This window comes from Nocardia sp. NPDC059764, assembly GCF_042732555.1.
GTDB lineage: Bacteria > Actinomycetota > Actinomycetes > Mycobacteriales > Mycobacteriaceae > Nocardia.
In genome coordinates, this window is sequence record NZ_JBHWHH010000023.1 from 1 (window position 1) to 21963 (window position 21963).

General features: G+C 67.8%; 24 protein-coding genes. 11 read left to right on the plus strand and 13 right to left on the minus strand.

Annotation, left to right across the window (positions count from 1 at the left end; all coding sequences use genetic code 11):
• Positions 1-101: 101 nt before the first annotated feature.
• From ACFV4K_RS07255 to ACFV4K_RS07280, 6 genes are all read right to left on the minus strand, one after another.
• Complete coding sequence (locus ACFV4K_RS07255; RefSeq protein ID WP_357097430.1) at positions 102-527, minus strand: GyrI-like domain-containing protein; 426 nt, start codon at positions 525-527, stop codon at positions 102-104.
• A 7-nt stretch (positions 528-534) separates the two neighbouring features.
• Positions 535-1137 carry an effector binding domain-containing protein gene (locus ACFV4K_RS07260; protein ID WP_379272806.1) on the minus strand — a complete coding sequence of 201 codons (603 nt, stop codon included), beginning with the start codon at positions 1135-1137 and terminating at the stop codon, positions 535-537.
• A gap of 28 nt (positions 1138-1165) precedes the next feature.
• Positions 1166-3379: a transglycosylase domain-containing protein gene (locus ACFV4K_RS07265; RefSeq protein ID WP_379272808.1), complete on the minus strand. Its 2214-nt coding sequence runs from the start codon at positions 3377-3379 to the stop codon at positions 1166-1168.
• A gap of 276 nt (positions 3380-3655) precedes the next feature.
• Positions 3656-4546 (minus strand): carbohydrate ABC transporter permease, encoded by an 891-nt coding sequence (locus ACFV4K_RS07270; protein WP_379272810.1) that lies wholly within the window; start codon positions 4544-4546, stop codon positions 3656-3658.
• A complete protein-coding gene (locus tag ACFV4K_RS07275) occupies positions 4546-5481 on the minus strand; it encodes a carbohydrate ABC transporter permease (RefSeq protein ID WP_379272893.1) in 936 nt (311 codons plus the stop codon). The genes ACFV4K_RS07270 and ACFV4K_RS07275 overlap by 1 nt, the downstream gene beginning before the upstream one ends.
• Before the next feature lie 179 nt (positions 5482-5660).
• The gene (locus ACFV4K_RS07280) at positions 5661-6965 is read right to left on the minus strand and encodes an ABC transporter substrate-binding protein (protein WP_379272812.1); all 1305 of its coding nucleotides are present in this window, start codon (positions 6963-6965) and stop codon (positions 5661-5663) included.
• Positions 6966-7114: 149 nt separating this feature from the next.
• Here ACFV4K_RS07280 and ACFV4K_RS07285 point away from each other — a divergent pair, with 149 nt between their 5' ends.
• Both ACFV4K_RS07285 and ACFV4K_RS07290 read left to right on the plus strand, forming a co-directional pair.
• Entirely contained in the window at positions 7115-7957 is an 843-nt protein-coding gene (locus ACFV4K_RS07285) for a DUF2786 domain-containing protein (RefSeq protein WP_379272814.1), read from the plus strand.
• Between the two features lie 11 nt (positions 7958-7968).
• A complete protein-coding gene (locus ACFV4K_RS07290) occupies positions 7969-8481 on the plus strand; it encodes a TIGR04338 family metallohydrolase (RefSeq protein WP_379272816.1) in 513 nt (170 codons plus the stop codon).
• Positions 8482-8489: 8 nt separating this feature from the next.
• Here the strand turns inward: ACFV4K_RS07290 and ACFV4K_RS07295 are convergent, their stop codons facing one another.
• Positions 8490-9416 (minus strand): o-succinylbenzoate synthase, encoded by a 927-nt coding sequence (locus ACFV4K_RS07295; protein WP_379272895.1) that lies wholly within the window; start codon positions 9414-9416, stop codon positions 8490-8492.
• 580 nt (positions 9417-9996) lie between these two features.
• On the opposite strand from ACFV4K_RS07295, the gene ACFV4K_RS07300 reads away from it, so the two are divergent.
• Positions 9997-10443 (plus strand): hypothetical protein, encoded by a 447-nt coding sequence (locus tag ACFV4K_RS07300; protein WP_379272818.1) that lies wholly within the window; start codon positions 9997-9999, stop codon positions 10441-10443.
• Positions 10444-10499: 56 nt separating this feature from the next.
• Here the strand turns inward: ACFV4K_RS07300 and ACFV4K_RS07305 are convergent, their stop codons facing one another.
• Positions 10500-11669, minus strand: coding sequence for a thiolase family protein (locus ACFV4K_RS07305; protein ID WP_379272820.1), 1170 nt, complete (start codon positions 11667-11669; stop codon positions 10500-10502).
• 98 nt (positions 11670-11767) lie between these two features.
• Between ACFV4K_RS07305 and ACFV4K_RS07310 the strand changes: the two genes are divergently transcribed.
• Positions 11768-12268, plus strand: coding sequence for a helix-turn-helix domain-containing protein (locus ACFV4K_RS07310; RefSeq protein ID WP_357274614.1), 501 nt, complete (start codon positions 11768-11770; stop codon positions 12266-12268).
• Between the two features lie 30 nt (positions 12269-12298).
• Here ACFV4K_RS07310 and ACFV4K_RS07315 read toward each other — a convergent pair whose 3' ends face one another.
• Positions 12299-13369, minus strand: coding sequence for an ABC transporter ATP-binding protein (locus ACFV4K_RS07315; RefSeq protein ID WP_379272822.1), 1071 nt, complete (start codon positions 13367-13369; stop codon positions 12299-12301).
• Positions 13370-13589: 220 nt separating this feature from the next.
• On the opposite strand from ACFV4K_RS07315, the gene ACFV4K_RS07320 reads away from it, so the two are divergent.
• Together ACFV4K_RS07320 and ACFV4K_RS07325 are read left to right on the plus strand one after the other, a co-directional pair.
• Complete coding sequence (locus ACFV4K_RS07320) at positions 13590-14039, plus strand: hypothetical protein (RefSeq protein ID WP_379272824.1); 450 nt, start codon at positions 13590-13592, stop codon at positions 14037-14039.
• Entirely contained in the window at positions 13981-14601 is a 621-nt protein-coding gene (locus ACFV4K_RS07325) for a hypothetical protein (protein WP_379272825.1), read from the plus strand. Before ACFV4K_RS07320 ends, ACFV4K_RS07325 begins: the two co-directional genes overlap by 59 nt.
• Here the strand turns inward: ACFV4K_RS07325 and ACFV4K_RS07330 are convergent.
• Both ACFV4K_RS07330 and ACFV4K_RS07335 read right to left on the minus strand, forming a co-directional pair.
• A complete protein-coding gene (locus ACFV4K_RS07330) occupies positions 14521-15192 on the minus strand; it encodes a hypothetical protein (protein ID WP_379272827.1) in 672 nt (223 codons plus the stop codon). The two genes, ACFV4K_RS07325 and ACFV4K_RS07330, sit on opposite strands and share 81 nt — an antisense overlap.
• Before the next feature lie 47 nt (positions 15193-15239).
• The gene (locus ACFV4K_RS07335) at positions 15240-15488 is read right to left on the minus strand and encodes a hypothetical protein (protein ID WP_379272828.1); all 249 of its coding nucleotides are present in this window, start codon (positions 15486-15488) and stop codon (positions 15240-15242) included.
• A gap of 839 nt (positions 15489-16327) precedes the next feature.
• On the opposite strand from ACFV4K_RS07335, the gene ACFV4K_RS07340 reads away from it, so the two are divergent.
• The 4 genes from ACFV4K_RS07340 to ACFV4K_RS07355 all read left to right on the plus strand — a co-directional run bounded on the left by ACFV4K_RS07340 (position 16328) and on the right by ACFV4K_RS07355 (position 18745).
• Complete coding sequence (locus tag ACFV4K_RS07340; protein ID WP_379272830.1) at positions 16328-17221, plus strand: helix-turn-helix domain-containing protein; 894 nt, start codon at positions 16328-16330, stop codon at positions 17219-17221.
• The gene (locus ACFV4K_RS07345; RefSeq protein ID WP_379272831.1) at positions 17218-17403 is read left to right on the plus strand and encodes a DUF397 domain-containing protein; all 186 of its coding nucleotides are present in this window, start codon (positions 17218-17220) and stop codon (positions 17401-17403) included. The genes ACFV4K_RS07340 and ACFV4K_RS07345 overlap by 4 nt, the downstream gene beginning before the upstream one ends.
• Positions 17404-17593: 190 nt before the next feature.
• Positions 17594-17797: a DUF397 domain-containing protein gene (locus ACFV4K_RS07350; RefSeq protein WP_379272833.1), complete on the plus strand. Its 204-nt coding sequence runs from the start codon at positions 17594-17596 to the stop codon at positions 17795-17797.
• Positions 17798-17968: 171 nt separating this feature from the next.
• Positions 17969-18745, plus strand: a complete 777-nt coding sequence (locus ACFV4K_RS07355) for an LLM class F420-dependent oxidoreductase (protein WP_379272835.1) — start codon at positions 17969-17971, stop codon at positions 18743-18745.
• Between the two features lie 93 nt (positions 18746-18838).
• On the opposite strand, the gene ACFV4K_RS07360 is transcribed toward ACFV4K_RS07355, so the two are convergent.
• Positions 18839-19549 carry a glycoside hydrolase family 25 protein gene (locus ACFV4K_RS07360; RefSeq protein ID WP_379272897.1) on the minus strand — a complete coding sequence of 237 codons (711 nt, stop codon included), beginning with the start codon at positions 19547-19549 and terminating at the stop codon, positions 18839-18841.
• 104 nt (positions 19550-19653) lie between these two features.
• Positions 19654-20994, minus strand: coding sequence for a glycogen debranching protein (locus ACFV4K_RS07365; protein ID WP_379272837.1), 1341 nt, complete (start codon positions 20992-20994; stop codon positions 19654-19656).
• Between the two features lie 226 nt (positions 20995-21220).
• On the opposite strand from ACFV4K_RS07365, the gene ACFV4K_RS07370 reads away from it, so the two are divergent.
• Positions 21221-21925: an SDR family oxidoreductase gene (locus ACFV4K_RS07370; RefSeq protein ID WP_379272839.1), complete on the plus strand. Its 705-nt coding sequence runs from the start codon at positions 21221-21223 to the stop codon at positions 21923-21925.
• The last annotated feature ends 38 nt before the right edge of the window (positions 21926-21963 follow it).

Sequence of the window (21963 nt, forward strand, 5' to 3'; positions counted from 1 at the left end):
CCCGAACCCCCGATGGGAGATGTGGGGGCTCCGCCCCCACACCCCCGAAAAGAAAGGGCGGCATCGCAATCGCGATGCCGCCCTTTATTGCTCTTTCGACGTCAGTCGAGGGAGACGTAGACCTCGACGGACGTGGGACCGGTGTAGCGCTCGATCTCCGCGGCGTGGGAGCGGGTGATGGTGCCCGCGTTCTCGGCCTTGGCGACCTGGGCCCAGGCGGTGCGGAGCAGGTCGTAAGGCTTGTCCGAGACAACGAATTTCGCGTAGCGGCCCGAGGGGATGCGGGTCATCACGTCGCCGGTGTCCAGGTCGGGCAGGCCCGAAAGCTCGTACCCGAGAACGGCTACCGCGTGATCGTTCTGGCCGATGTAGGCGGCGACGCGTTCGGCCTTCTTCTCCCGGGCCAGGTAGCGGTCCCAGGTGAAGTTCACCAGGTCCAGGTCGCGGGCGGTGACCTCGCGGCCCGCCAGGGGGATGGTCAGCCCGCCGACCAGGAATTCCTCCAGGGTGACGATTTCGAAGTCCACTGCTCCCCTACCCCTCCGCGCTCTGATCCAGCGCGACGAAAACCTCCACCGTCCGGTTGTCCGGATAGTGCTCGAAATCCCCGGTGTAGGCGCGCACCAGGCTGCCGGCCGCCTCGAGGTCCCAGACCGTCCGCCAGATCGACACGATCACGTCGCCGAGATTGTCGCCGCTGCGAATGAAGCGCGCGAATACGCCGCCCGGGATACGCGCCAGTACATCGCCGGGCAATAGGTCGTCCGGATTCTTGCATTCGTAGCCGACGATATGGGTCAGATACGAACCGATCTCGGGTGCGTGATCCACGTACGCGGTCGCGGGCGGGCCCGGCAGATCACGTGCGATCGTTCGTTTCCAGGCCTCCTCGACCTTCGCGCGGCGCGGCCCTTCGACCGCGAGTGCCGGGCTGCGTAGCACCGTTCCGGCTACCAGCGTTTCGTGGCGTTCAACAACATTGAATTCCACCGGCGTCGCCCCTATGTCTCGTGCTGTCTCCGACCCCACCCTGCTCCCAACCCGCATCCTGCCACCGGCATTCGGAGTCGCTGAATCCGGTAGCGGGTTCCACAATATCCGCGGCCGCGCGCGGATGGAGCGGTAGGCACGAAACATGATCAACAGGACATGAATGTTATGAACGCTACCCGGGGACGGGGACGTTGAGGCCGGGGAAGATCTCGACCTCGCGGGGCGTGGGAGCGGGCGGGATGACCAGGACCGGTGCCTGCGCGGGGGCCGAGGTCGGCGGATTCAGGATGTCGTAATTGCTGTTGGCCGGGGGATTTCCGGCGACCGGCGCCGGACCGGGAAACTGGTCGACCGGTGTTCCGGCCAGCGCGGCGTCCATGGTCTGCTTCCAGATGTCGGACGGCATGCCGGAACCGTAGATGGCGGCGCCGCGGGCTGTCCGGATCGGTTGGGGCTGTTCGGTTCCCACCCACACCGCGGTGGACAGGGCCGGGGTGAAGCCGACCATCCAGGCGTCCTTGTTCTGGCCGGTCGTGCCGAGCTGGGTGGTGCCGGTCTTGGCCGCGGACGGGCGGCCGGCCAGGGCGTGGCCGTTGGAGTAGGCGGCGATCGGGAGCATGGCCTGGGCGACGGAGTCGGCGACGCCGGCCTGGATGCGCTGCTCGGACCGGCCGGGCGTGGCGTCGCGGTCGAGCAGCACCCGGCCGTCGCCGGTCACGACCTTCTGCACGAAATAGGGTGCGCGGTAGGCGCCGGAGGCGGCCAGGGTGGCGTAGGCCGAGGCCATGTCGATCGGGCGCACCGAGTACGCGCCCAGCACGATGGCGGGCAGCGGCGGGCCGCCGCCGTCCTCGGTCAGGGTCTTGCCGGACACGCCGGGGATCTGGTCGGGGATGCCGGCCTGGTGGGCCGCGTCGGCGATCGCCTTCGGGCCCTCGAACAGGGTTCCGGACAGCCGGTAGAAGCTGGTGTTGAGCGAGCGCTTGAACGCCTCCCTGAGCGAGCAGGTGCCGCAGGATTCGCCGTCGACGTTCTGGATCTTCTCGCCGTTGACGGTGAGTGGCGCGCTGTCGAGCTGGTAGGTCAGCGGAATTCCCTGTTCCAGCGCGGCGACCACCGCGAAAGTCTTGAAGGCGGAACCGGTTTGCAGCGGGGCCTGCGCGAAATCGAAGCCGATGCCGTCGGGTCCGCCGTAGTAGGCGCGCACCGCGCCCGTGCGCGGATCGACCGACACCACCGCCGAGCGCAGTTCGCCCGGCTGCCCGGCCAGCGCTCTGCCGACCGCGGTCAGCGCGGCCTGCTGGGCCTTGGCGTCGATGGTCGTGATGATCTGCAGGGCGCCGGTATTCAGTTCGCGCTCGCTGATCCCGGAGGCGCGTAGTTCGCGCAGCACCTGGGCGCGGATCAGGCCCTCGGGGCCGCGCGAGGTGCCGTCGTCCGCCGCCGTGCCCGGGATGATGAGCGGGAACTGGGTGGCGGCGCGGTCGTCGCGGGTCAGCGTGCCCATCTCGACCATGCCGTCGAGCACGTAGGCCCAGCGGGCGCGCAGCTGGTCGAGGTGGGTCTCCGGGTCCAGCAGCGACGGGGTGCGGATGACCGAGGCCAGCACCGCGCCCTCGGCCAGGGTGAGTTCGGGGGCGGGCTTGCCGAAGTAGGCGTGAGCGGCGGCGGAGATGCCGTACGCGCCGCGACCGTAGTAGATGGTGTTGAGGTAGGCGGCGAGGATCTCGTCCTTGCTCCATTCGCGGGCCATCTTGGCGGAGATGATGAGCTCACGCATCTTGCGGCTCAGGGTGCGTTCCGAACTCAGGAAGGCGTTCTTCACATACTGCTGGGTAATGGTGGAGCCGCCGCCCGCGTCGTCGCGGCCCAGCAGGTTGTCGCGGGCCGCACGCAGGAACGCCGAGGTGGAGTAGCCGGGATTGGAGTAGAAGTTGCGGTCCTCCGCCGATAGGACGGCCTGGCGTACGGGTAGCGGTACGTCGGTGAGCGGCACCGGCACCCGATTACCGTCCGGCGGAACGACCTTCGCGATCACGGTGGCGCCGTCGGAGGTGAAGATGGTGGCGATCTGGTTGGTCTGCACCGCGTTCGGGTCCGGGATCTCGGCGCTCCAGTAGGCGACGCCCAGCAGGGTGGTCGGCATGACCACCAGGACCAGGAACAGTGCCAGGACCAGTCGCCGGATCTGCTGGCCACGAGTGCGTGCCGGCGGAATGCCAGGCTGATCAGGGTCGACGGGCGGCTTGGCCCGCCGCCGTGGGCGGCTCGGCGACGGATGCCGCTGCCGATGGGATGCGCTGGCCGCCAGCTCGTTCCACTCCGCCCTGGTGGCGGACGCTTCCGGTTCTCCTGCGTGCCGGTCGTGGGACGAGCTCACGAGCATCCCCTTCCGGAGCGTCGACAAAGCGCGGTTCGACCCCACCGGGGCGGGGAGCGTACAGAAACCCCGTGACACCGGCCGCGGCTCGCCCCATGCTAATCGACGCTCCGGCCACTCGGCGCAATTGACGGGGCCGACGGCTACGCCACCGGGGCCGGAAGACCCGGTGGTTCGCGGCGCGTCTCGTTCTGGACCGAGTGGAGCGGGGGAGCGGAGGGAGGGAAGAACGAGACCTCCAGCGCCGCGAACCCAGCCGGAGCGAAGCGGAGGCAATCAAATTCAGCTCTTGACGCCGCCCGCGGTGAGGCCGGAGATGATGCGGCGCTGGAAGAGCAGCACCATGATGACCAGCGGAATGGTGACGATGGTGCCCGCGGCCATGATCGCCGTGTACGGCTGGACCAGCGGGTTGTTGCCCGAGAAGCGGGCCACCGCGACCGTCACCGGTTCGGTCTTGTCGCTGGAGAGCAGTCGCGCCAGCAGGTATTCGTTGACCGCCGCGATGAACGCGAGGATGGCGGTGGTGAACACGGCGGGCGCGGCCAGCGGCAGCATGATCAGGCGGAACGCCTGGAACCGCGACGCGCCGTCGATGCGCGCGGCTTCTTCGAGCTCCCAGGGGAGTTCGGCGAAGAAGGACGCCAGGATGTACACGGTCATGGGCAGCACGAACGAGATGTTCGGGATGATCATGGCCTGGTAGTGGCCGATCCAGCCGAGGTCGGTGAACAGCTGGAACAGCGGGGTCACCAGCACCACCACGGGGAACATGGAGGCGGACAGGATGAGTCCGGACACCAGGTACTTGCCCTTGAAGGTGAGCCGCGCCAGCGCGTAGGCGGCCATGATGCCGATCAGCAGCGCCACCACCGTGGTGGCCGCGCCGATGATCACGCTGTTGCCCAATGCCCGGCCGAAGTTGTTGCCGCGGCTGGTGTCGAAGGCGTTGCGGAAGTTCTCGAGCGTGACGTGGGTGGGCCACGGCGTGTTGTCGAAGGTGTAGGCCGGATCGCGCAGCGCGGTCACGACCATCCAGTAGAACGGTCCCAGACCCCACACCAGCACGATCAGCGCGCCCAGGTAGACGCGGCCGGACGCGAGTCGCTTGCTCCACGGAACCGCTTGCGGCGCGGGCTTGTTCGCGGCCCGCTCGACGACGTTGGTGCTCATCAGTGGGCCTCCCGCTGTTCTTCCTGGGTGCGAACGGCATTCGCGCCCAACACCTTCACCAGGAAGAACGCCACGGTGAAGATGAGCAGGAAGGTGATCACCGACAGCGCCGACGCGCTGTTCGGGCCCTGGCGCACCTGATCCACCACCAGCATGGAGATGGTGCGGGTGGCCGGGTTGGACTGGGTCATGATCGCGGGCAGGTCGTACATGCGCAGCGCGTCCATGGTGCGGAACAGCACCGCGACCAGCAGCGCCGGCTTCAGCAGCGGCAGGGTGATGTGCCGGAACCGCTGCCACGCGGACGCGCCGTCCACGCGCGCGGCCTCGTACACGTCCTCCGGAATCACCTGCAGGCCGGCGAGGATCAGCAGCGCCATGAACGGGGTGGTCTTCCACACGTCGGCGGCGATGACCGCGAAGCGGGCGGGCCACGGGTCGGCGGTCCACAGGATGTGGGTGCCGAAGATGCGATTCACCACGCCGTCGTACTGGAACATGAACTCCCACAACCGCGCCGTGACGGCGGTCGGGATGGCCCACGGGATGAGCACGGCGGCGCGCAGCAGGGCGCGACCCTTGAAGGTCTTGCCCATGATGACCGCCATGCCGAGGCCGATGGTGGCCTCCAGCGCGACGGTCACGACGGTGAACAGCAGAGTGACGCCGATGGCGGCCCAGAACTGCGAGCCCAGGTTGCCGGTCGGGCAGTCCACCGTCTCGCCGAGCGAGTTGGTGCACTGCTGCAGCAACCAGTGCGTGTAGTTGCTGAAGCCGGCGCCGCCGCCCTCGACGAACATGCCGGTGGACTTGTCCAGGCCGGAGTCCTTCTGGAAGGACATGATCACGGCCCGGACCACCGGATAGCCGATGACCACGGCCAGGGCGAGCAGCACCGGTGTGACGAACACCCATGCCCGGGCGGAGACGCCCAGCCGATCACCCCGGCGCTTGGTCTGCGGCGCGTTGTTCTGTGGCGCTACGGATTTCACGCTCGGCTCCGTACGGTCGGGCGACTCGATATCGGTCGCTCCCGAAGGACGTGACACCTGTTCTCTTCTCCTACGGGACTCGGCCCTTGATCGTTCTCCGGGGCTTCGCCGTCGAGCACGCCCTACGATCCGGCGGTCTCGATGCCCTTCTGCATGCCCGCGATGGCATCGTCGACCGACTTGTTTCCGGTCAACGCAGCATAGGCGTTGTCCTGGATGGCCTTCGACACCGCGGGGTAGAAGGGGGTCACCGGCCGCGGCACCGCGGAGGCGATGGATTCCTTCAGTGCGGGAAGATACGGCATCTTGGCGATCAGCGCCGGGTCGTCGTAGACCGAGGCGCGGACCGACGGCAGCGCGCCGGAGGCCACGATGTGCTGGGCGTCCTCGCTGATCAGGAAGCGCAGGAAGTCCAGCGCGGTGGCCTTGTTCTTGGAGAAGGCGCTGATCGCGGCGTTGTAGCCACCGAGGGTGGAGGCGCCGACGCCGTCCTTGCCGGGCAGCGGGGCGACGCCGAACTTGTCCTTCACCGCGGAGGCGTCGGAACCGGCGTCGCCGAAGGTGGACGGCCAGCCGCGCATGAACATGAGCTTGCCGGTGACGAAGGCGTTCTGCGACTCCGGTTCCTTGAAGGAGATGCCCTCCTTCGGGATGTCGCCGTTCTTGTAGGCGTCGACCAGGGTCTGCAGGCCGGCCTTGGACTGCGCGCTGTTCACGGTCGGGGTCTTGCCGTCGGCGCCGACGAAGCTGCCGCCGAAGGCATTGATGACCTCGGCGGTGTTCACGGTCAGACCCTCGTAGGGGGCCAGCTGGCCTGCGTAGCAACCGATTCCGGCGTCCCGGGCCTTCGGGCACAGGGAGATCATCTCGGCCCAGGTCTTGGGCGGCTCCGCCGTCAGGTCCTTGCGGTAGAACAACAGGCCGCCGTTGGTGTTGCGGGGCGCCGCGTACAGGGTGCCGTTGTAGGTGGCCGAGGCGACCGGCGGCGACAGCAGCGTGGAGGTGTCGATCTGGAAGGAGTCCTTCAGCGGCTGGATCCAGCCCTTGGCGGCGAACTCCGCGGTCCACGGCACGTCCAGCGCGACCACGTCGTAGTCCGACGCCTTGGCCTGCATGTGCTGCTTCAGGTCGTCGTACTGCTGGGAGGCGTCGTTGGACTGCTCCTTGAACGTCACCTTCTCGTCCGGGTGGGCGGCGTTCCAGCGCTCGACCAGCTGCTTCACCGCACCGGTCTCGGTGGTGTCCTTGCCCTCCACATAGGTGATCGGGCCACGGCCGGTGAGGTTCTCACCGATCGATCCGTTGCCGCTGGAGCTGCTCGAGCAGCCGCTGGCGAACGTCGCGGTCAGCAACGCCGCCGAGGTGACGGCCAGCACGGCACGCGGCACCAACGTCGAACGTAGGGAGGACACCTTCTTCAAAGCCATCGCGGATACTCCAGGGTCGAGACGTGAGCGGCGGCACACCCAGCCGGTTGCACAAGGGAAGATACATGGTGGCCGTTGCCCGTGCCGGGAGTACCTGGTCCGATCGCGCGTGACCACCGCGATCACCGATACCGCTACGCTGGGTCGCGATGTCTTCTCAGGACAAGATGCTCACGCGGATCGGGGGCTTGCTGCGGCAGGCCGAATCGACCGATAACGAGCATGAAGCCGAGGCCTTCCTCTCGGCCGCGCAGCGGCTCGCGACCGGCTCGTCGGTGGATCTGGCGGTGGCGCGGGCGCATATCGCGAACCGGGAACGACGCCCCACGCCGACGCAGCGGGTGATCCCGATCGGGGAACCCGGAAAACGTGGTCTACGCACGTATGTTCAGCTGTTCGTGGCCATCGCCGCCGCCAATGACGTGCGCTGTGATGTGGCCCGCAGTTCGACGACGGTGTACGCCTACGGTTTCGACACCGATATCGACACCTGTTCGGCGCTGTACACCAGCCTGCTGGTGCAGATGGTGCGTGCCTCCGACCACTACATCAAATCGGGCGCGTACAAGACGGCCACCGCGCAGAAGGTCGTCGTCGAAAGAAAATACGGCCGCGTCTACCACCATCCGGTGGAGGTGCCGGTCGCGGCGGTGACGGCTCGCCTGAACTTCCAGATGGCCTTCGCCGCGCGGATCGGCCGCCGGCTCGGCGAGGTGAAGGCGGAGGTCGAGAAGGAAGCCGTGCGGGCCGATGCCGCCGGAGCCGCGCCCACGGGCACCGCGCTCGCGTTGCGGGACAAGGAACTCGAGCTCACCGACTACTACTCCCGCACCTCCGAGGCGCGTGGCACCTGGCGCGGCCCGCAGGCCTCGGCCGGGTACTCGGCGGCCGCCCGGCGGGCCGGGGACCGGGCGGGCAAGGCCGCGCGACTGGGCGGCGCCGCCGAACTCGGTGGCGCGCGCGGGCAGTTGCCGCGCGGTTCGGGCGAATAGCGAACGCGCGCATGGCTGCCCGGGATGCGCAGCGGTCCCAGGTGTACGACGCCGAGGGGCTGGTGCGCGGAATGTTCGACCGCGCCGACGAATTCGAGACGCGGACGGTCGAGGTGCACGGATCGCAGCTGACGCTGCCCATCGAGCGGCGGTTCGGGTCGGTGGAATCGGTGCAGACCTACGCGGACCGGGTGCTGGCGCTGAACTGGGTGCGTGCCCGGTGGGATCGGGCGGGGGCGCCGGTGGCGGTGCGCGCCCGGGCCGGGACCAAGGCCGCGCACTACGAGTCGGCGGGCGCCGTGCTCGCGGTGCCGCTGCACGCCGGGGGAAGTGCCTGGGCGCTCCGCGAATTGGTGATCTTGCACGAGCTCGCGCACCATCTGGACCCGGAGCTCACCGAGGCCGCGCCGCACGGCCCCGAGTTCTGCGCCCGATATGTGGAGTTGGTGGACGGCGTCATCGGGCCCGAAGCCGCATTGTTGTTGCGCACCACGATGTACTCGTGCGGCGTCCGGATCGCCTGAACAGCGCGCTAGGGCAGCAGTTCCCGGACCCGGGCCAGGCGCTGACGCCACCATTCGGTGCGTTCGGCGTCGGGGTGGCGGTACCGGTCCAGGAGTTCGGGGTCCGGGGCCGGGGGAGTGCGCGGCACGTCCAGCCAGCCGTCGACCGGGCGTAGCGGCGCGGTGACCACATCGCCGGTGAGCAGCGACAAAGTGTCGAGGCCGCAGGCGAAATCGAGGTGGGGGAGGGCTCCGGCCAGCGCGACCTGCGCGGCCAGTCCGACGCTGGTCTCCAGCGCCGACGACACCAGGCACGGCAGCCCGGCCGCCTCGGCGACCTCGAGCGCACGCCGCACCCCGCCCAGCGGAGTGCATTTCAGCACCGCCACATCCGCGGCGCCCGCCACCGCCACTCGCAGCGGGTCCTCGGCGCGGCGGATGGACTCGTCGGCGGCGATGCGGACCTCCACCCGCTTGCGCACGGCCGCCAGTTCCTCGATGGTCCGGCAAGGCTGCTCGACATATTCCAAACCGCCTGCGGCCCGGTCGATCCGCCCGATCCGGTCGATCGCGGTGTCCACGTCCCAGAGGCCGTTGGCGTCGACGCGCACGGCCCCGTCCGGTCCGAGCGCGTCGCGCACCGCCGCGACCCGTTCCAGGTCCTCGCCGAGCGATTCCGGATGGTCGGCCACCTTGACCTTCGCGGTCCGGCACCCCGACGCCGTCACGATCTCGTACGCCCGTTCGGGCCCGACGGCCGGCACGATGCAGTTGACCGGCACCCGATCCCGCACCGCCTCCGGCCATCCCACCGTGGCCTGCTCCACCGCCGTGGCCAGCCACGACGCGGCCTCGCGATCGTCATATTCCGGGAACGCGCAGAACTCGCCCCACCCGGCGGCCCCGGGAATCAGCATCCCTTCGCGAACGGTGATCCCGCGGAACCGGGTTCGCATCGGAATCGCGTACACCACCGCCGACTCGAAATCCACCGTGCTCTCGTTCACCCACCGCACCCTACCCACCGTCCGCGCCGACCCGAGGTGGCGGCGCGGCCCGCTCCCGGCGACAATGCCGAAGGAAGCCATTCCGGCTCCACAGCCCTGCGCCTTGGGGGAGACCGCAATCATGAACCCGCCCAACGAGCCCCACCGCCCGCGACCGCCCGGACCGGGGGGACCCACGGACGGGTTCGGTCCGGCGGGACCGGAAGGCCCAACCCTGCCCAGTAGCGGCAGGCAGGCCCCGCCGCCTCCGCCGCCCGGACCGCCGGTCGGCGGGCCGCGTCCCGGCCCGGGGGATCCCGCCGCCGCCACCGTGCACCTGGGTGGCCGTCCGGCCCCACCGCCCCGGATTCCGCCTCAGGCACCCGTAAACGCCGGTCCCCCATCGCGATCGGGCGGGCCGGTCGGTATGCCGCAGGATTCGCGCCGGCCCCCGCCCACCGGCCCGCGCGGACCGCAGCAGCCGCCACGGAATCCCGCGGCGAACCAGGTCCCGCCGCCGGGGCCCGGCAGTCTCGTCGTGGGATCGCCGGTGGATGCGGACGATCGCACCATGCCCGCCCCGCTGCCGCAGGCCGAGACGGCAGCACCGGCGCAGACCGCCGCACCCGACGAACGGAAGCCGCTGCACCGCAAGGACATCGCGCTGTCGCTGGGCCTCTACCTGCTCGGCGTGGTCGCGGCCTTCGGCTTCGGCTACGACCTGTTCGCGAAGCTGTTCGACCTGGTCCACAACCGCTGCACCGCGAAAAGGGATTTCTCGGTGCAGTGCATCGTGATCCGCCCGCCCGCCTCGGCCCTGTGGGGCTTGCTGATCGGCGGGGGCGGCATGTTCCTGGCGCTGGTGGGGGCCATGGTGCTCGCCTCGGTGGCGGCCATGACCGGTCGTCGCGCGTGGATCTGGACGGCCATCGCGCTGCCGGTGATCCTCGTCGCGGGCGGTGCGGGGCATGTCCTGGTGGCCACGGCCATCAGCTGAGCGCGCCGCGCTTCGATGAGTCGCCGCACCGGTGGTTGCCGGGGCGGCGTTCGGTTTCAGAGTCGTTCGTAGATGGTGGCGTTGGCGAGACCGCCCGCCTCGCACATGGTTTGCAGGCCGTAGCGGGCGCCGCGGTCGTGCATGGCGTGCACGAGGGTGGTGGCCAGGCGGGCTCCGGACGCGCCCAGCGGGTGGCCGAGGGCGATGGCGCCGCCGTTCACATTGACCTTGGACAGGTCGGCTCCGGTTTCCCGGGCCCAGGCCAGGACGACGGAGGAGAAGGCCTCGTTGACTTCGAACAGGTCGATGTCGGCGAGGTCGAGTCCGGAGCGCCGCAACACCTTCCGGGTCGCGGGGATGACCGCGGTGAGCATGAGCAGCGGGTCGTCGCCCGCGACGGCGAAGCTGTGCACCCGGGCCAGCGGACGCAGGCCCAGCTGGGCGGCGCGTTCGCCGGTCATGATGAGGGTGGCGGCGCTGCCGTCGTTGATCTGGCTGGCGTTGGCGGCGGTGATGTTCCAGCCGATCTGCGGGAAGCGGGCCGCCATCTCCTCGCTGTAGTACGCGGGGCGCAGCGCGGCCAGGGTCTCGAGGGTGCTGCCCAGACGGATGCCCTCGTCCTCGGACAGTCCGTTGAAGGGCGACAGCTGGGCCTCGAAGGCCCCGTTCTTGGTTGCGGCGGCGGCCTTCTCGTGGCTGGCGAGCGCGAACTCGTCGAGCTGGGTGCGGGTCAGCCCCCACTTCGCGGCGATGAGCTCGGCGCTGATGCCCTGCGGTACCAGGCCCTCCGGATACCGTTCGGCGAAGCCGACCCCGGCGATGTCCTCGGCTCCGATCAGATTGGCCCCCATGGGAATCCGGCTCATGGATTCCACGCCCGCGGCCACCACGATGTCGTAGGCCCCGGCGATCACGCCCTGGGCGGCGAAGTGGATGGCCTGCTGGCTGCTGCCGCACTGCCGGTCCACGGTGGTGGCCGGGACCGATTCGGGATATCCGGCGGCCAGGGCGGCGCGGCGGGTCAGGTTGGAGCCCTGTTCGCCGACCTGGGTGACGACGCCGCCGATCACATCGTCGATCAGCGCCGGATCGATCTCGGAGCGTCGCACCACTTCCCGCAGGCTGTGCGCGAGCAGGTCGGCGGGGTGCACGCCGTGCAGGGCGCCGGTGGCCTTGCCCTTGCCGATGGGAGTGCGGACGGCTTCGACGATGACTGCGTCTCTCATTGACGTTCCCTTCCGAGCGGGCATCTGACTAGATGTCTCTAAAGTCAGAGTAAGAGCTGGCCATAGTGAAGGCAAGTCAGCAAGGTATGATGTACGCCATGTCGGCCGTACTGGAGGGAAAACTCAGCGACCTGAGCTCGTGGAAGCCCGAGGAGTGTTCGATCGCCAAGGCGATGGACATCGTCGGAACCCGCTCGGCCGTGCTCATCCTGCGGGAGTCGTACTACGGCACCACACGCTTCGACGGCTTCGCGGCGCGGGTGGGGATCACCGACGCGGCGGCCTCGAGCGCCCTGCGCAAACTCGTCGACGCCGGACTGCTGGCGAAGCGGCCCTACCAGGAAGAGGGCAAGCGCACCCGCAACGAATACGTGCTCACCCAGATGGGACGGGACCTGCTGCCCGCCGTGGTCGCGCTCTGGCAGTGGGGTGACAAATACCTGCAGGACGGGCCCGCGCCGCTGGAACGGCTGGAGGACTCCAGCGGCGAGCCGGTCCGCGCCGAACTGCGCAGCGCCTCCGGAAACGAAGTGCCGCTGGAGAACCTGCGCATTCGGGTGAACGACGAATGGCGGCGGAAAGCCCGCCGCCATTCCTGAAACCTGAACCGTCGGTGCGAACCTGAGCCGTCAGTGCAGCCGGCTGCCGTCCTCCGGGTGGAAGAAGTAGGTGTGCGCCGGGTCCGCGACCAGCGAGAGCTGCGCGCCCTTGGTCGGCGGGTTGCGCCAATCCGCGCGCGCCACAATCGATTCCCCCTCACCGAAGGTGCGGCCGTAGATGTAGGCGTCCGAGCCCAGCTCCTCGACCACGTCCACCTCCATGGCGATGCCCACCCCGGTGCCGACCAGGTCCAGGTGCTCGGGCCGGATGCCGACCACGACCCGCTCGCCGGTGGCCGCCGCCACCGAGCGCGGCAGCGGCAGCGGGCAGCCGCCCAGCGTCACCGAGCCGTTGCCGACCGGCAGCGTGAACAGGTTCATGGCGGGCGAGCCCATGAAGCCCGCGACGAACAGGTTGGCCGGATCCCCGTACAGGTCGCGCGGGGACGCGCACTGCTGCAGCAGCCCGTCCTTGAGCACCGCCACCCGGTCGCCCATGGTCATGGCCTCGACCTGGTCGTGGGTGACGTAGACGGTGGTGGTGCCGAGCCGGCGCTGCAACTGGGCGATCTGGGTGCGGGTCTGCACGCGCAGCTTGGCGTCCAGGTTCGACAGCGGCTCGTCCATCAGGAACACCTGCGGGGACCGGACGATGGCGCGCCCCATGGCGACACGCTGGCGCTGACCGCCGGACAGGGCCTTGGGCTTGCGGTCCAGGTAGGGCTCCAGGTCCAGCAGCTTGGCGGCCTCGAGCACGCGCTGCTGCCGCTCCTCCTTGGAGACCTTGGCCATCTTCAGCGCGAAGCCCATGTTCTCGGCCACGCTCATGTGCGGGTACAGCGCGTAGTTCTGGAACACCATGGCGATATCGCGTTCCTTGGGCTCGGCGTGCGTGACGTCCTTGTCCCCGATCAGGATTCGGCCGTCGCTCACCTCCTCGAGCCCCGCGAGCATGCGCAGCGAGGTGGATTTGCCGCAGCCCGAGGGGCCGACCAGCACCAGGAACTCGCCGTCGGCGATCTCCAGGTTCAATGCGTCGACGGCGGGCTTGCCCGAGCCGGGGTATAGCCGGGTGGCCTGGTCGAAAGTCACCGTTGCCACGGTTAACACTTCCCTTCACCGGCAGGAACGTGCCGGACGATCCGTAGTAGAGGGTCGGCCCAGAGCGTAGCGGAGGAGCGGGGTGGCCCAATCGATCGCCTGGAGCAGGGGTGCTACAGGATGTTCCAGCTGATCGGCCTAATCCGTACGCAGCGTGCGCAGTTCCCGAAGATCCCTCGCCCTACCGTTCTCTGCCTCGTCCTCGATCTCGATTTCGCTCGTGCTCCTGCCGCTCATGTTCGTGACGGGCTCGCTGGGCCGCCTGTTCGGCCTGGCCGGTCCGTTCTCGCTCACGTTGGGCCTGGGCTTCCGACGGCGTCATGTTCGAACGGGCGAATGTGCGAACCACGTCGTCGGGCGCGTTAGGCATCGCCCGCCTGAGTTCCTGCTCCCGGGTCTCGAACTCGCGTTCACGCCCTTCGCGACTTTGTGGACGTTCCCGCTCGCGCTCGGCGGCCAGTCGTTCTCGCTCCCGTTCCTTGGAACGTTCTACGGCCTCGTGCAGTCGAGCTTGCTCCCGAACCCGGGCGAGTCGTTCCCTCTCGCGCTGCTCGCGGAGCAGTTCGGCGATGTCGTGAAGTTCACCCTGGTCCCCTTTCGGGAAGCCATTTTTGAACGCCGAGTTGTTCGGCGCGCCTACAGTGTTCTCGGCTCTCGCGCTCGACATTGAACCGCCCAGGAAATCGTGCTCGCATTCGATCCAGCTGACGCTGAACGATCTGGTCGACTTGGGTATTCTCGCGCATGATGTAGTTCTGCACGTACTGCTGGTTCGTCTCCAGGATTTCCCAAATCTTCGCCAGCTGTGGAAGTTCTCTGGCGTCGAGGCGGCGGCGGTTCTTGTATTCCGACCCCTCGCGAAGCCGTCCCCTCTCGTCGTCCCGCGCGGTGTCATGGCGTCGACCGCCGAGGCTCGTTTCCGTGGTCTGTTCGTGCTTCCACCCCTTGTCCGGGGTCTCCCCCCTGAGCTGGGCCATGCCCTCGTGGAAGTTCCGCCCGCGCTCGTTGGACTTTCGGGCCCGTTCACTCCGGCGTTCTCGTTCTTTGCGTTCGCGGCGCGCGGCCTCGGCTGCCCACTGTTCCCGCTGACGACGTTGCTGATCTTGCTGTTCTTGGTCTTTGTCGGTCGCCACTGGGCACCGGCCACCGACTCAAGAACGACCGCGCTGGCCCGTCACTTCGTCGTCTGGATACGGGTGCCCGAGCGTCTTCTTGTATTCGGCGACCCGTGAGTAGATGCCGGTGCTGATCACACCGAAAGCATCAGGCCCGCCGTCGATCTCGACCGCCTCATAGAACATGTCGGTGAGGTCGTCCGAGCCCTGCCAGTTCCAGCGGTAACCGACCTTCGGGGTGAACTCCAGGTCGAACAGGGGTGAGGGATACTTGGTGCCGCTAGCGAACCACTCACCGTTGGCCAGAATGCGCAGCGCCTCGCCGAAGTAGGTGACGAGCTGTCCTGCCACGGCGCGATTCTCCGGTGCCTCCAGCGCATCTACATCCGTGAAGATCTCGTCGAAGACTTCCTCGCAGAGCCAGTCGATCATCTCGAAGCTGAAACGATCGACGTTCGGCGGCTTCTTGCGGCGGGCAGGGACGGTGTCGGCGAACAGTGCGTCGATCCGGGCGGCGATGGCATCCGGCTGCACCCACGCGACCCACAAGGGGTTTTGCTGGGCGGCCTCGTCGAAGGTGCCGGGGCTCAACTCGTAGTCATCGCTGCTCACGGATTTGATCACCCCCTCGTCGGCGTAAGGCACGATCAGTCTAGCCGCCGGGCGCGGCGCGGCCTGCGATAACCGGTGCGGGGTGTCGGTGGTCATGGTTACTCCCGATATTGATCGGTGCCGGTATGTCCGGCGTCGGGTTGCTATTGACTGGGATCTGTTCTGTCCAATAGGAATCGGATGACTTCGGCCAGGCCGTCGGTAGGTTCGGTGCAGCCGGCGATCTCGATCGCGGCCCGCTTGCGCAGGCAGTCATGCGGCACGCAACCGATGTGGATGGTTAAGACCTCGATGGCGTGGGCATGGTTCATCGGGGGATCTCCGGGTGGAATGTCGCAGAAGTGCAAACGCTCGAGGTCCCTGCCGATGATCCGGTAGTCGTTGTTACGCAACGGAAGGCCGTCGTCCCCCAACGCCGCGCCGAGTGGTCATCGGATCGGAATCTCGGGTCCATCATTACCTCCCGCGGCGCGAGCGAGCCTGGGGTGCCCGCCTCGGATCGAGGGCTCCAGTGGAGAGCGTGGGGGACGTGGTCGGCCGTGGCCACGACCAGCCGCGCTCTTCATGGATCTTGGCGAGTTGCGCTAAGGCGCTGCACGATTGGCGGGTGTTGCCGCTACCCACGATGCAGTGGCGGTGCGGCCAAATCCAGACCTTCACCGCGTCCGACGTTGGCGGCGAATCCGGCGACAACAGGAGTCTGGAATGGCTTATGCGCGAGTAGGTCCGCGACATCAGGGGTACCGCCGGTGGCGCGCCCGACCTGCGGCCGCCTCTACCGTCAGCAACGGCAGTCGTTTGCCGTTCAGAAGTTCGACCGTCCGGTCCCAATTCGGCTCCCTGTCACGGAAGCCCAATGCGGTGCAACCGATGATGACGAACAAGGACGGAATGATCGGGAATACGAGTGACCACCATTGACTGAACATCATTGTGTCCCTTGGTAGCTGCTGAGTTGAATGACCCGAAGTCGGAGATGCAAGGCTTCGCCGTTCAGCCCGCTCACTTCGAACTGGTTGACGCCCTCCGACGTTCGTAGGGGGTTTCGAATCACTGGAGGTCACCCCGGCTCCGGGTACCTTCCAAGTAGACACCAAATTCGCCTCTTGGAACGTCCACCAAATCGTTTTCCACGAAATATGCTGGAATCACACAGTGGACTGGTTCACCAATGAGCGGTCCAGCTTACGGCGGTCCACCCTGGCGATCCTCAGATAGCGAGGCTAACGAAATGGCCGGAAGTACAGTCCCCCGCAGGGCATTCGGTCGGTTCCTTCGCACCCTGCGCGGCGACAGATCGCTTCTATCCGCTGGCGTCCACGCCGACACGTCGAAGCAGACTGTCATGCGGATGGAGGAAGGGCTGCCGACGAAACTCTCTACCCCCCAACTGGAACGCCTGCTCGACTTCTACGAGGCAGGCGCCGATGAGCGCCGCGAGGCGATGACGCTGTGGGATGAAGTCCGAAAACTGGCGAAAGCGGCGAAAGAGCAAGGCACACACAAGGGCTGGTGGCAGTCCTATGCGGGGCAGTACGGCAGTTGGTTCGACCACTACCTGAAGCTGGAGACCGGTGCGCGGCGAATGACCTCCCACCAACTAGCGCTCATCCCAGGAATTCTCCAGACCTCCCAGTATCGGCGCGCAATCATTATGGCGACGATGCCGGGGTTGTCGGCCGTCGATATCGAACGCCGGCTGGAGCTGGCGGCCCGTCGACAGGCTCGGCTGGTCGATGACGATCTTCACCTCGACGCACTGATCTCGATGTCGGTACTACACCATCAGCCCGGCGGCGCACCCGCCATGGTCGAACAGCTGAACCGACTGGCGGAGCTGTCCGAGCGACCGAATGTTTCAATCCGAGTCGTTCCACATGGGGCAGGCATGCACCCCGGGCTTGTGGTTCAATCGTTCACCCTTCTCGACTTCCCACCCACGGCCAGCCGGCTCATCGAACCGCCCGTTGTCTACACCGAGGGCGCGGAAGGTGCGCTCTACCTGGAGCGTGACGACGTGATCACCCGATACAGGCAGGCCATCGAGGGGATTCAGAAGGTAGCGTTGGATGATGACGACACCAAAGAACTGGTGCTGAAGATGGCGAAGGAGTACGCGGCGTGACCAACAACCCGCCCACCCGCACTTGGTTCAAGTCCAGCCGTTCCGCGCAGGGCAATGAATGCGTGGAGGTCTATCTCGACGGCGACCAGGTCGGCGTCCGTGATTCGAAGAACCCTGGCGGGCCTGAACTGTTCTTCACCGGTGAGCAGTGGGACAGCTTCATCCGCTTCGCGGGCCAGTAGCCCCAGCAACGAAGCCCCGAGCCGAAAGCGGCGGGTTCACGCGATCGTCGCAACGCCCTCGATTTGAGGGGTTGTGGCGATCGTGTCGTTTTCGGGGTTAATCCCCTTCGGCCGAACACATTCAGCGGCTAGCGTTGGATGAAGAAGACACCAGGAAACTGGTGCGTGCGATGGCGGAGGAGTGTGCGGCGTGGCCGTGGATCTGTCCGGCGCGAGATGGTTCAAGAGCAGCTTCAGCCAGCCCAGCGGGGACTGTGTCGAGGTCGCCGTCGTCGTCGGCGACGCCGCGCGCCAGGTCGGCGTGCGGGACTCCAAGGACCCCGCAGGCCCGGCGCTGGTGTTCCCTGGCGAGATGTGGGACTGCTTCCTCGCCAGCGACATTTGGATGCGCTGAGCCCAGGCGCAGCAAGCCACCTCCTCGGCGGGACGTCTCAGCTTCGGCCTCGCCCACAAAATCACCGCCGCGCGGCGCATCCCGCCGTAGCTCGCCGGTTCATGCGTATGCGCCTGCTGGGTTTGCCGAGGGCAGAATGGGCGGCAGTGATCACCGAGACCAGGAGCATTCATGAGCCGACCGGTTCGTATCGGAGTCCAGCTTCAGCCGCAGCACGCGCCCGCATACGGGTTGATTCGGGATGCGGTGCGGCGGTGTGAGGACGTCGGGGTGGACATCGTCTTCAACTGGGACCACTTCTATCCGCTGTACGGGGATCCGGAGGGGGCGCACTTCGAGTGCTGGACCATGTTGGGGGCGATCGCTGAGCAGACCGAGCGGGTGGAGCTGGGGGCGCTGGTTACCGGCGGCGGCTACCGGAATCCGGATTTGCTGGCGGATATGGCACGGACCGTGGATCACATCAGCAATGGGCGGTTGATTCTCGGTATCGGTGCGGGGTGGTTCGAGAAGGACTATGACCAGTACGGGTACGAATTCGGTACGGCGGGAAGCCGTCTCGCGGAGTTGAAGGAGGCGATGGCCCGCATCGCCGTCCGGCTGGCCAAAGTGAATCCGCAGCCGGTGCGCGATATCCCCATCCTGATCGGCGGCGGTGGCGAGAAGAAGACGCTGCGGCTGGCGGCCCAGTACGCCGACATCTGGCACAGCTTCTCCGACATCGACGTGCTGCGGCGCAAGATCGGCATTCTGGGGGAGCACTGCTCCGCGGTCGGCACCGATGCCGCCGCGATCGAGAAGTCGGTGGCCTGGCCGGGCCTGGACCAGGCCGACGACTATCACGCGGCGGGCGTCACCTTGTTCACGGTGGGCACCGGCGGACCCGACTACGACATCGCCCGGGTTCAGGAGGCGGTGGCCTGGCGCGACCGCGTCAATCAGGGGTAGACCGAGTGGTGCCAGTTCCTGCCTCGAGTGCTGTGACCGCGACCAACTCTCGGACTCTCAGGGGTACCCCCTGAAACCCCAACAGCGAGTGGGTCAGCTGCTGCCCGCGAAAGGCAGGTTCGCGTACCGCGCGAAATCCCCCTGGGCTCCGCTGTAGACGTTCATGTCCACGCCCGCGGCGATGCCGGGGATCCGGCCGGCGTCGGTGGTCTGCCAGAACGTCCAGTGCGGCCAGCCGCCCGGGACCTCGGGCTGGTCGTTGCCGCGGTAGTCGGCGATCCACAGCGGGTAGGCGGTGAACTCGTTGGAGTCGGCCATGGCCGTCTGCCAGAAGCGCGGATAGGTGTAGATGATCGGCATCCGGCCGGTCAGGGCGCGGACCGTGTTCAGGTAGCGGTGGGTCCAGTCGATGAGCGCGGCCGGGGGCAGCCCGCCGGAGTCCTCGAGGTCCAGCACCGGCGGCAGGTCCATGGGCCCGTTCTGGCCCAGGACCAGGGCCGAGTAGAACGCGGCCTGCGCCTCGGGGAGCAGGTTCGGGCGCGCGAAGTGATAGGTGCCGCGCGCGACGCCGGCCACCCGCATGGACAGGCTGTCCTGCACGAAGTACGGGTTCACGTAGTTGAGGCCCTCGGTCGCCTTGAGCATGGCGAACGAGTATCCGGCGGCGCGCACGCCGAACCAGTTGATGCTGCCGCCGCCGGGGTGTTGCCACGAGGCCACGTCCGGGCCCTCGATATCGGCGGCAGCCACTCCGGCGGGGGTAGCCATGAAGATGCCTGTAGCCGCGACAGTTAGCACTTTCATCAGTGTGCGTCCGGTCATGCCTGAAAACGCTAGGACGAACCGCCGCCGGAGCGGTGAAGGCGCGACTGTCTAATTCGCCAATCGTTAGCCGGACTGTCCGGCAGTCAGCCGAGCCAGTCCAGCACCGACGCCGCGGTCCAGGACTGCTGCATGCTGCCCAGGGGTTCACCGGTGAACGGCTCGTAGTACTCGGCGAAGCTGCCGTCACTGGCCTGGCGCAGTCCCTCCGCGCGCAGCATGAACGAGCGCTCGGCCCAGCCGCGGCGGGCGAACACCCAGGAGAACAGCCAGCTGATCACCGGCCACACCGGCCCGCGCCAGTACTCGCGGGACCGGAAGTCCCGCGCCACCGGGGAGGTCGACGGCGGCAGCGCGTAGCGCAGGTCCGGGTGCCCGCACCAGCGCGGGCCCTCGAACAGCCGCAGCAGCCGCCGTTCGGCGTCGCGGGGGAGTCCGCCGCTGAGCAGCGGCGCGAAGCTCGCGAGCGTCTCGGTCTCGATCCATTTGTCCGCGCGCACGTCGAAGTCCCGGGCCACGCCGGTGCGCGCGTCGGTGGTGGCGATCACGCCCGCGCGGAAGTAGTCGGCCCACTCGTAGAGTTCGCGCACGTCCGCGTGCGGCTGCTTGTAGTCCTCGCCGATATTGGCGAGCACGTCGCAGGCCAGCGCGAAGATGGCGGTCACGAACACGTCCTCGACCGCGAAGCTCATGGTGGAGGCCAGCTGGTAGTCGTCGTATCCGGCGCGCCGCATCTGCTCGACCAGCCACAGGTACCGGTCGTACTCGCGGTCGGAGGGACGCTGTGTCGGGTCGCCCACCACCTGGGTGTCGGCGCGCTGGTACGGCGGCAGGTCCGGACCGGGAATCACGTTCTCGTAGGCGCGATCCCAGCGCGGCGAGTTGTCCATGCCGGATTCCCAGCCATGGTAGAGCGTGATTCGCCCGTGCTGCTTGGGATCTCGCGCGTAGGCCAGCCAGCGGTGCCAGCGCATCAGGTCGGGCCAGCGCCGGTTGAGGAAGTCCTCGGCGACCGCGCGGGTGCTGCGTCCGTGCCGACGCGAGTGGTCCAGAATCCGTTGCACCGCAATGGCATGCACGGGCGGCTGGGTGATTCCCGACGTGTCGGGCCCGTCGGGCGCGTCGGCGGCGAGGCGGCGGCATTCCCAGCGGGAGGGGCCGGGGAAGTAGCCGTCCACCCCGTTGGCGAAGACGATGTGCGGGATCATCCCGTTGCGCCACTGCGCCGACAACAGGGTGTCCAGTTCCAGGGCCGCGCGTTCGACACTGAGCGGCGCCAGACCGACCGCTACGAATGCCGCGTCCCAGCTCCACATGTGTGGATACAGCTTGGGCGCGGCGCTGGTCATGGTGCCCAGGTCGTTGCCGCGCAGCAGGTAGGCCGCGCGGGCCGCGAGCTGGGTGGGCGTGAATCCCGGGTGTGTCATCGCCCTATTCTGCGCCGGTACCCGTAGGTATGCGCGATAGGGCGAGGAGATGTGGCTCGACGCTCGGTCGATCGTGGATGACGCGTGGACAGTGGACTGCGCTGGGTCGCCCGTGGACGACTCCTGATCGCCAGATTGCACTTCGTTCGCCTTCTCATGAATCAGCTAGCGGTGGTGTGCCCGTCCGGAGCATCGCCGGACCGTCGCGGCCGGTTACGGTGATCACATGGCGAATTCCGCGAGGCCCGAATCCGACCGGCCGACAGCGTTGATCACCGGGGCCAGCCGGGGGCTGGGGGCGGCGATTGCGCGGGAACTGGCTCCGGCACATCGCTTGTTGCTGGGCGCGCGCACGCGGCAGGCCCTGGAACCGATGCTGCGCGAGCTGCCCGGCAGTGCCGGATGGCCGGTCGATCTCACCGATTACGCGGCGGTGGCGCGTGCGGTGGACGGCATCGAACGGCTGGATGTCCTGGTGCACAATGCCGGGATCGCCGACCTGGGAACGATAGCCGATTCGTCGGTGGCGCAGTGGCGGAATACGTTGGAAGCCAACCTGATCGCCGTCGCGGAGTTGACCAGACTGTTGCTGCCCGCGCTGCGCGCCGCCAATGGCCATGTGGTGCTGATCAATTCGGGCGCCGGGCTGCGGGCCAATCCGGGCTGGGGCGTGTACGCGGCCAGCAAATTCGGTTTGCGCGCCTTCGGTGACGCGCTGCGGCTGGAGGAACCGGCCTTGCGGGTGACCTCGGTGCATCCGGGGCGGATCGACACCGACATGCAGCGCGAGATCATCGCGGGGGAGGGGCGCGACTACGACCCGAACGAGTTCCTCACCGCGGAGACGGTGGCGTGGGCGGTCCGCAATGCCGTGGAGACCCCGCGCGACGCCCATCCGACCGAGATCGTGCTGCGTCCCATCGCCCGCTGAGAGGAACCTGAATTTATGCGCTGAATTGCGATCATTTC

Bases quoted from the DNA above. Each gene is read 5' to 3' on its own strand.
- ACFV4K_RS07365 (WP_379272837.1), bottom strand. From the start codon at position 20,994: ATGACACACCCGGGATTCACGCCCACCCAGCTCGCGGCCCGCGCGGCC.
- ACFV4K_RS07265 (WP_379272808.1), bottom strand. From the start codon at position 3,379: ATGCTCGTGAGCTCGTCCCACGACCGGCACGCAGGAGAACCGGAAGCG.
- ACFV4K_RS07270 (WP_379272810.1), bottom strand. From the start codon at position 4,546: ATGAGCACCAACGTCGTCGAGCGGGCCGCGAACAAGCCCGCGCCGCAA.
- ACFV4K_RS07260 (WP_379272806.1), bottom strand. From the start codon at position 1,137: ATGTTTCGTGCCTACCGCTCCATCCGCGCGCGGCCGCGGATATTGTGG.
- ACFV4K_RS07285 (WP_379272814.1), top strand. From the start codon at position 7,115: ATGTCTTCTCAGGACAAGATGCTCACGCGGATCGGGGGCTTGCTGCGG.
- ACFV4K_RS07355 (WP_379272835.1), top strand. From the start codon at position 17,969: ATGAGCCGACCGGTTCGTATCGGAGTCCAGCTTCAGCCGCAGCACGCG.
- ACFV4K_RS07280 (WP_379272812.1), bottom strand. From the start codon at position 6,965: ATGGCTTTGAAGAAGGTGTCCTCCCTACGTTCGACGTTGGTGCCGCGT.
- ACFV4K_RS07290 (WP_379272816.1), top strand. From the start codon at position 7,969: ATGGCTGCCCGGGATGCGCAGCGGTCCCAGGTGTACGACGCCGAGGGG.
- ACFV4K_RS07295 (WP_379272895.1), bottom strand. From the start codon at position 9,416: ATGCGAACCCGGTTCCGCGGGATCACCGTTCGCGAAGGGATGCTGATT.
- ACFV4K_RS07305 (WP_379272820.1), bottom strand. From the start codon at position 11,669: ATGAGAGACGCAGTCATCGTCGAAGCCGTCCGCACTCCCATCGGCAAG.
- ACFV4K_RS07360 (WP_379272897.1), bottom strand. From the start codon at position 19,549: ATGAAAGTGCTAACTGTCGCGGCTACAGGCATCTTCATGGCTACCCCC.
- ACFV4K_RS07330 (WP_379272827.1), bottom strand. From the start codon at position 15,192: ATGACCACCGACACCCCGCACCGGTTATCGCAGGCCGCGCCGCGCCCG.
- ACFV4K_RS07340 (WP_379272830.1), top strand. From the start codon at position 16,328: ATGGCCGGAAGTACAGTCCCCCGCAGGGCATTCGGTCGGTTCCTTCGC.
- ACFV4K_RS07310 (WP_357274614.1), top strand. From the start codon at position 11,768: ATGTCGGCCGTACTGGAGGGAAAACTCAGCGACCTGAGCTCGTGGAAG.
- ACFV4K_RS07370 (WP_379272839.1), top strand. From the start codon at position 21,221: ATGGCGAATTCCGCGAGGCCCGAATCCGACCGGCCGACAGCGTTGATC.